This is a genomic window from Bifidobacterium sp. H6bp9, from assembly GCF_032193695.1.
Classification (GTDB): Bacteria; Actinomycetota; Actinomycetes; order Actinomycetales; family Bifidobacteriaceae; genus Bombiscardovia; species Bombiscardovia kimbladii.
In genome coordinates, this window is the sequence record NZ_JASTZY010000011.1 from 1 (window position 1) to 5,826 (window position 5,826).

Genomic DNA, 5,826 nt, shown 5'->3' on the forward strand with positions numbered 1-5,826 from the left:
CCGCAAGGAACCGGAAACACCAACAGCCATCACACACCACCCTCCCGCTCAAAGCATCGAATCCGCCACTCGACCCGCCAGAGCGTTGATTCCGTTCTTATATCAGTGTCGTTCATGCAGGCCTCTTCCCATCCCGCATCGCCGGAGTTCGTCCTACTCCTGCGCAAGCACGGACCCCCAAGACCCGGCCAACGACGAGAAGGGCTTCGAATAACCAAGGCCCTCAGACACCAGCGTCTTCCGCTGACACCGCCTTTATCCTGATTATAGACTCGCCGCTTCAAGGTACGACATCGTCTTTGACCACGGAGGGGACGGACGGATCCAGCCCTCCCCGCGCAGCCGACATCATCGGCTGGCATCATCGTCATCTTTGGAGGCTCCCAGGAGGGAGGCGATCAGCAGGATCAGGTCGCACACCAGCGCCCAGGCCGCCAGCCACTCGAAGGCCGCGTCACGATGCGTGCCCGCGCACTTCCCGATCGCCCACATGTCCAGCACGAACCACAAGGCGCCCACGACGCCCACCACGCAACACCAGAACAAGGACGCACCAGCCGACCCCGTCACCCTGGCCAGCATCCAGGACGGCACCACACACAACACCACCATCGCCGCCCACGACGCGAACCCGTTGCGCACCAGCCGCATCACCACCGGAAACACCGACACCCCGACAACCACCAACACAGCCATCGACACCAGAACCCACCGGAACACGCCACCAGAGGTACAACCGACAGACCCGAATACGACACCGAACCCCGGAGCGAACGGAAGCGACAACACCACAAACCAAGGCCCCGGACGCCCCTTCCCATCCTCATACCGCCCCAACAGGATCAGAACAGCAAACCCGGAAAACAAAGCAAGCAAACCAGAGTAGGCTATCCAGCCGCGCACCCAATCCTGGTTGTCGTCGTATAGGAAGTACCAGCCGCAGGCGAACGCGGCCACATAGGCCAGCCCGTACAGCACCGTCTTCCACAGGACCCCACCCAGGGAGAACTCACGGGCGCCAAGCCGCGCATGCGGGACGCTCCCGACCACACGCGACATGATCGACGACAGGACAAACGCATCAACCCGATCCCCAGCACCATCCGACACCCCGCAGACACCAACACCCCCGCCGCTCGACTCAGACATCACCACCACTCACCCTTCGTCCTACACCTTCGCTAGCACGGGACCCAAGACCCGGCTATAGGCGAGAAAGGCTTCATATAGGCACGGCCCTCAGACACCGACGTCTTCCCGCCCGACACCGCCTTTATTCTGATTATAGTCCTGACACTTCAAGGCATTTACATCCTCTTTGACCACGGAAACGGGTTCCGCGGGCAGCGGTCCCCTACAGAGGGTCTTCCCGCATCGCGGGAAACGAGTTTCAACCCCCTCGTTGTCGAACGTCGCATATATATAAAGACCGGCAGCTTTTGCAGATGACCACACTCCGCGCCCGAATCCCTTCATGAACAGCAGGGGCATGCCCGTATGCTTGGGTGAAGCCGCCACCAAGGACTTGGCCCCCTCCGCCCTTTTCGAAACCGGCAGGTTCCCTGTCTGGTCACCCTCCAATCCATCCGCAATGACATCCAAGCCGGGGACCTCGGCGTTGGTGGAATCGACCATGAGCAGGTCCACGCCCGGCTGCTCCTCCTCCGGGAAGGCCACGAACAGCAGGGCACAGCCACCAGCAGCGCATCCGCCCCTGCCTCCTGGATCATCTCCACCATACGCACCGTATGCGCCGTGTCATTGGACCGCACCCGAGATCACCGGCACATCGACAGCATCCACGACGGCACCACACGCGACATGGCCGAAGACGCGCTCTCCAGCCAGGACCCCCCCCCCACAGGAAGCCGCAAGGAGCCGGAAACACCAACAGCCATCACACACCACTTCCCAGGCCAGAGGATGGGGAACCGCTCCACGATCCCGTCGCCCCTTCCCGGTCAAGCTCCTCGATTATGAAGTCGGAATCAGCAAGAGAGAAGGCGCCCGAGGGGCCGACAGGCGCAGTTTCACCAGGGGCGAGCAGACGGCCGGACACCCTGGTTCCATTGGAGGAATGCCGGTCTGTTATCTCGAACCCTCCACCAGGAAGGCGGCTGATTTGCGCATGTATCCTGCTGACGTTCATGTTGCCGCCCATATGGATGTCAGCCTGGGCGGATCTGCCTATGGTGGCCGTATCCTGACTGCAATCCACCCGGTATCCATCCCTGATTCTGGTGACACGGAAGCAGGTCCTCCTACTCATGTTGAGGCTGGCCGGCCCCTCATCGCCGGAAACGCCGGGGGCTTCATCCGCCCCACGTATATCCCGGTCTGGATGAGGGGACGTACCCAGAACGGTGTCCCCATCATTGCCCTCATCCGAAAGTCGAATTCTCGGATTGCCATCCGATTCCAAAGCCCGATCCCCAGAGGGAGCCTCCGTGGTAGCTCCCTCCTCCGGCAGCTTGAGAATCGTTTCCGAGTAGTACTCATCTTCATCGCCATGGGATTCACCCGCATGATCCCCGGTTGGATCCGCGCCGGATGGGCCCGTCCCGGCACCAACCTGGCTCCGAGCTTCAGAGCCCGAGGACTCGGCGCTGGCGCCATCACCCCCCGGCAGGGTCCGGAATCTGCCCGCCGGGAGGATCGATGCCAGCATGGCATGGTAGGCATCCGCATCGAACTCCTTGCTTGTTTGCACGAACGCCTCAACCGACCGAGACCACTCCGGATGCCCAAAAGTGCCAGTATCGACCTTGCTGAGTCTGAAAAGCAGGGAAAGGGGACTGGCATCGAAGCGGGGCCCATCGATGATGGGAACCTGTATCATTCGCGGAACCGTGTCATCACCAGCAAAGTACAGATAATCCTGATGCCAGAGCACCGTCTGCAGAACCGCGCGCTCCTCTGCGCACACCTGCGCCACATCCCCTATGGCCTGCAGGACCCCGGCATACCGATCAGCGGCCATGCCATGCCGCAGAACACGGTCCAGGGATGTGGCTCCGGTCAAATCATAGTAGAACCTGGCTTCTCGCAAATCCCCCTCATAAGTGAAGGGAACCAGGTAATCCACATACCTTCCCGAAAGCAGAACCTGAGCCAGCGCCAGGTCAGGCATTTCACCCCGGGTGGGTTTTACCGCCAGCGTGCATGCCCCGGCAGCACGATCACGCCTGACCCTGCACTTCACCCTAGCTCATCCTTATCTTCGACAGCTGCTCCCGGGCAAAGCCAAGGAAACCTTCCGAACCCGCCATGGCATACTTCATCAGGCGATCGAACTGGTCATCATCCATACCACCCTGGCAGTTCACCACGAACAACGTGTGGAAGACCAGGCCTTTCTCGGAACTCTGCAGATAGGCGCCCGGCCCCTCATAGTACCGGTTCCAGGCATTGCAGCAATCCTCAAGCAAATCATGCTGGCCATTCGGATGACTGCCCTGCTCAGTCCCATGAACCACCAGATACTTATCGTGCTCGCCACGTACACTGAAATCGAGCACGATATTCCCCCATAAACCGATCCAGGCCCGCTCATGATATTCGACACGGTAACCTTGGGCATCCAGCCACTGCTGTATTCTCTTCCCGTCAACCACGGATTTCATCGGCTGTTCCATTTGTTCATGCCCCTCTTCCGTATGGTGCATTCGGTATGCGTATGGGATCCGGGCATTGCTCATTCACCCAAGCATAAAGATTCTGTATCAGATAGATGGAATCATCGAGACGCTGTCCCAGTACCTCATCCCGCTCGTCGCACATGATCTGCCCGACTCCCGCTATCCTGACGGCCTGGTTCTGCTCCAAGGAAGGTTCGGTGGCATAGGCCTTGAGATATCCAACCGATCGGTTCCATTCAGTACAGACATTCACCGCATCCCGATACCTGGCGGAGCTGAATCCCCGGCTCCACAGACTTGTGAAACCAATGGAATCCAGACTTTTGCTCATTACAAAAGTAATGCCGCAATCGACCAGCGGCACCAGTACAGGACCGCCGCTGGCATTGACGTACGAGGGTATCCCCCGCTGAGCGAGCAGTCGTATTATGCGGGCAATGGGAGTTGGAAGGCCTTGCAACAATTGCTCATCCACACTCATCCCAGCGGTTCCCTGTCCTTCCACATCCACAGCAGTATCAGTCATTCCAGTCTCCTTATATAAATCCACCCGTGCAAGCTAGTCAGTCCAAGGTCGGGTCATACCCGACTGGTTCACTTCCGCCCCTATTGCCCCGTTGTTAATTGCCCCGTTGTCAAAGGACGGACGGTGATGACGGGAGGGCGTGCACATGATGACCAGCTGAATCACCATCGACACGAGCAGCGGGATGACAGCCAGGAGCAAAGGACCGCCACCTATGGTCAACATTCGAGATTTCACCAGCCCAATCGTAGCTGGAACCATAAGTCCGTACGGAATCAAAGTCAGCCATCCCGGCAGCAATAAATCATGCAGACGCCGCACCTCCAGAGCATACTCTGGCACCACCATGATCAGGTCGAAGACCAGGGGGATGAGAGCCCAAGATCCCCCGCCGCATACCTTACTCAGGCCTTGCTCTACAATTGATAGAACGATGAAGAACACCCATATCTCCTTGCGGCACGATCTGCCCCTTCCCCGGGCAAACAGGTAGAACGGCCGCTGCAGGCATTCTCGCAATGTAGCGTCATACATGGGTTCGAAACCCTTCATCTCTGCCACACGAGGCGGTCTATTTTCAAACAAGGCAATAGCCATGGTCCCTTTCCTTCCATACAACTCGAGCGGCCAACCAGAACAGATTCCGCCGCGACCAACTTCATTGTCGACAACCAGCGTAGATTGCATTACGGCTATAGATATCGTTCACGTAAGGCCTTAAGCCCAGTAAAAGCCTGGACGATTCCCTCACCAGCAACGCCCTCATTGGTCCTGCACGGCGGTGCCGCCGCGATACAGGGCGGCCACCAGGGTCATTAGGTCGAAGATCAGCGCCCAGGCCGCCAGCCACTCGAAAGCCGCGTCACGGTCGTCGCCCGCGCAATAGTCGATCGCCCACAGGTCCTGCAGAAACCACAAGGCTCCGGTTGCGCCCACCGCCACGCACCAGGGCAGGCACGACAGGGGGGAGCCCCCGGACAGCAGGCACAGCATCCACGACGGCAGCACACACGACACAGCCGAAGCCGCCCACGCCGCCACACGGCCACGCACCCGATCCGACACGAACCGCAGCCAGGTCACCCCGGCAACCACCAGCACAGCCACCGACACGAACACCCAACGCATCACCCCCGGACGCTCGCCGGTCATCGCGCCGAACATCACCCCCCAGCAGGGCATCATCGGCATCGTCAGCGCCAGGCACCAGAACCCCGGACGCCCCCCGCGGCTCTCGAACCGGCCCAAAAACCACCACATCGCAAAAACTGAGAACAGGCCCGCCAAGCAGAACTGTATACAACGGTCGCGCACCCACTGCTCCTCCTGGTCGTACAGGAACGCCCAGCCCGGCACGAACCCCGCCAGGAAGGCCGCCCCGTACACCGCCAGCTTGCGCACCACGCCGGCACGCGAAAAGGCACGCTCCCCCGCAGGCGCATGACGCGCGCACCCCGCCACCCGCGACATGATCGAAGACGCGCTCTGCAGCCAGGACCTCCCCGCAGGAAGCCGCAAGGAACCGGAAACACCAGCCATCACACACCACCCTCCCGCTCAAAGCATCGAATCCGCCACTTCGCCCGCCAGGCCAAGGACCGGCACAGCCGGGGCAAGCTCATTGTTGGTCCTGCACGGCGGTGCTGCCGCGTGCCAGGGCGG

At 60.3% G+C, this 5,826-nt stretch carries 7 protein-coding genes and 1 pseudogene; all 8 read right to left on the bottom strand.

Annotated elements, in window-relative coordinates; translation table 11 throughout:
- Positions 1–348: 348 nt before the first annotated feature.
- Positions 349–1,149, bottom strand: a complete 801-nt coding sequence (locus QRX40_RS08545; RefSeq protein ID WP_313837694.1) for a hypothetical protein — start codon at positions 1,147–1,149, stop codon at positions 349–351.
- Between the two features lie 90 nt (positions 1,150–1,239).
- Positions 1,240–1,647 carry a hypothetical protein gene (locus QRX40_RS08550; RefSeq protein ID WP_313837703.1) on the bottom strand — a complete coding sequence of 136 codons (408 nt, stop codon included), beginning with the start codon at positions 1,645–1,647 and terminating at the stop codon, positions 1,240–1,242.
- 17 nt (positions 1,648–1,664) lie between these two features.
- Positions 1,665–1,809, bottom strand: a pseudogene (locus QRX40_RS08555) (4-hydroxy-tetrahydrodipicolinate synthase); the annotation flags it as partial.
- Positions 1,810–1,897: 88 nt separating this feature from the next.
- Positions 1,898–3,202: an FHA domain-containing protein gene (locus QRX40_RS08560; protein ID WP_313837696.1), complete on the bottom strand. Its 1,305-nt coding sequence runs from the start codon at positions 3,200–3,202 to the stop codon at positions 1,898–1,900.
- Between the two features lies 1 nt (position 3,203).
- The gene (locus QRX40_RS08565) at positions 3,204–3,635 is read right to left on the bottom strand and encodes a YbjN domain-containing protein (RefSeq protein ID WP_313837697.1); all 432 of its coding nucleotides are present in this window, start codon (positions 3,633–3,635) and stop codon (positions 3,204–3,206) included.
- Between the two features lie 4 nt (positions 3,636–3,639).
- Positions 3,640–4,164, bottom strand: coding sequence for a hypothetical protein (locus QRX40_RS08570; RefSeq protein ID WP_313837698.1), 525 nt, complete (start codon positions 4,162–4,164; stop codon positions 3,640–3,642).
- 33 nt (positions 4,165–4,197) lie between these two features.
- Positions 4,198–4,761 carry a DUF805 domain-containing protein gene (locus QRX40_RS08575; protein WP_313837700.1) on the bottom strand — a complete coding sequence of 188 codons (564 nt, stop codon included), beginning with the start codon at positions 4,759–4,761 and terminating at the stop codon, positions 4,198–4,200.
- Between the two features lie 165 nt (positions 4,762–4,926).
- On the bottom strand, positions 4,927–5,703 hold the full coding sequence (locus QRX40_RS08580; RefSeq protein WP_313837702.1) for a hypothetical protein: 777 nt from the start codon (positions 5,701–5,703) through the stop codon (positions 4,927–4,929).
- Between the last annotated feature and the right edge of the window lie 123 nt (positions 5,704–5,826).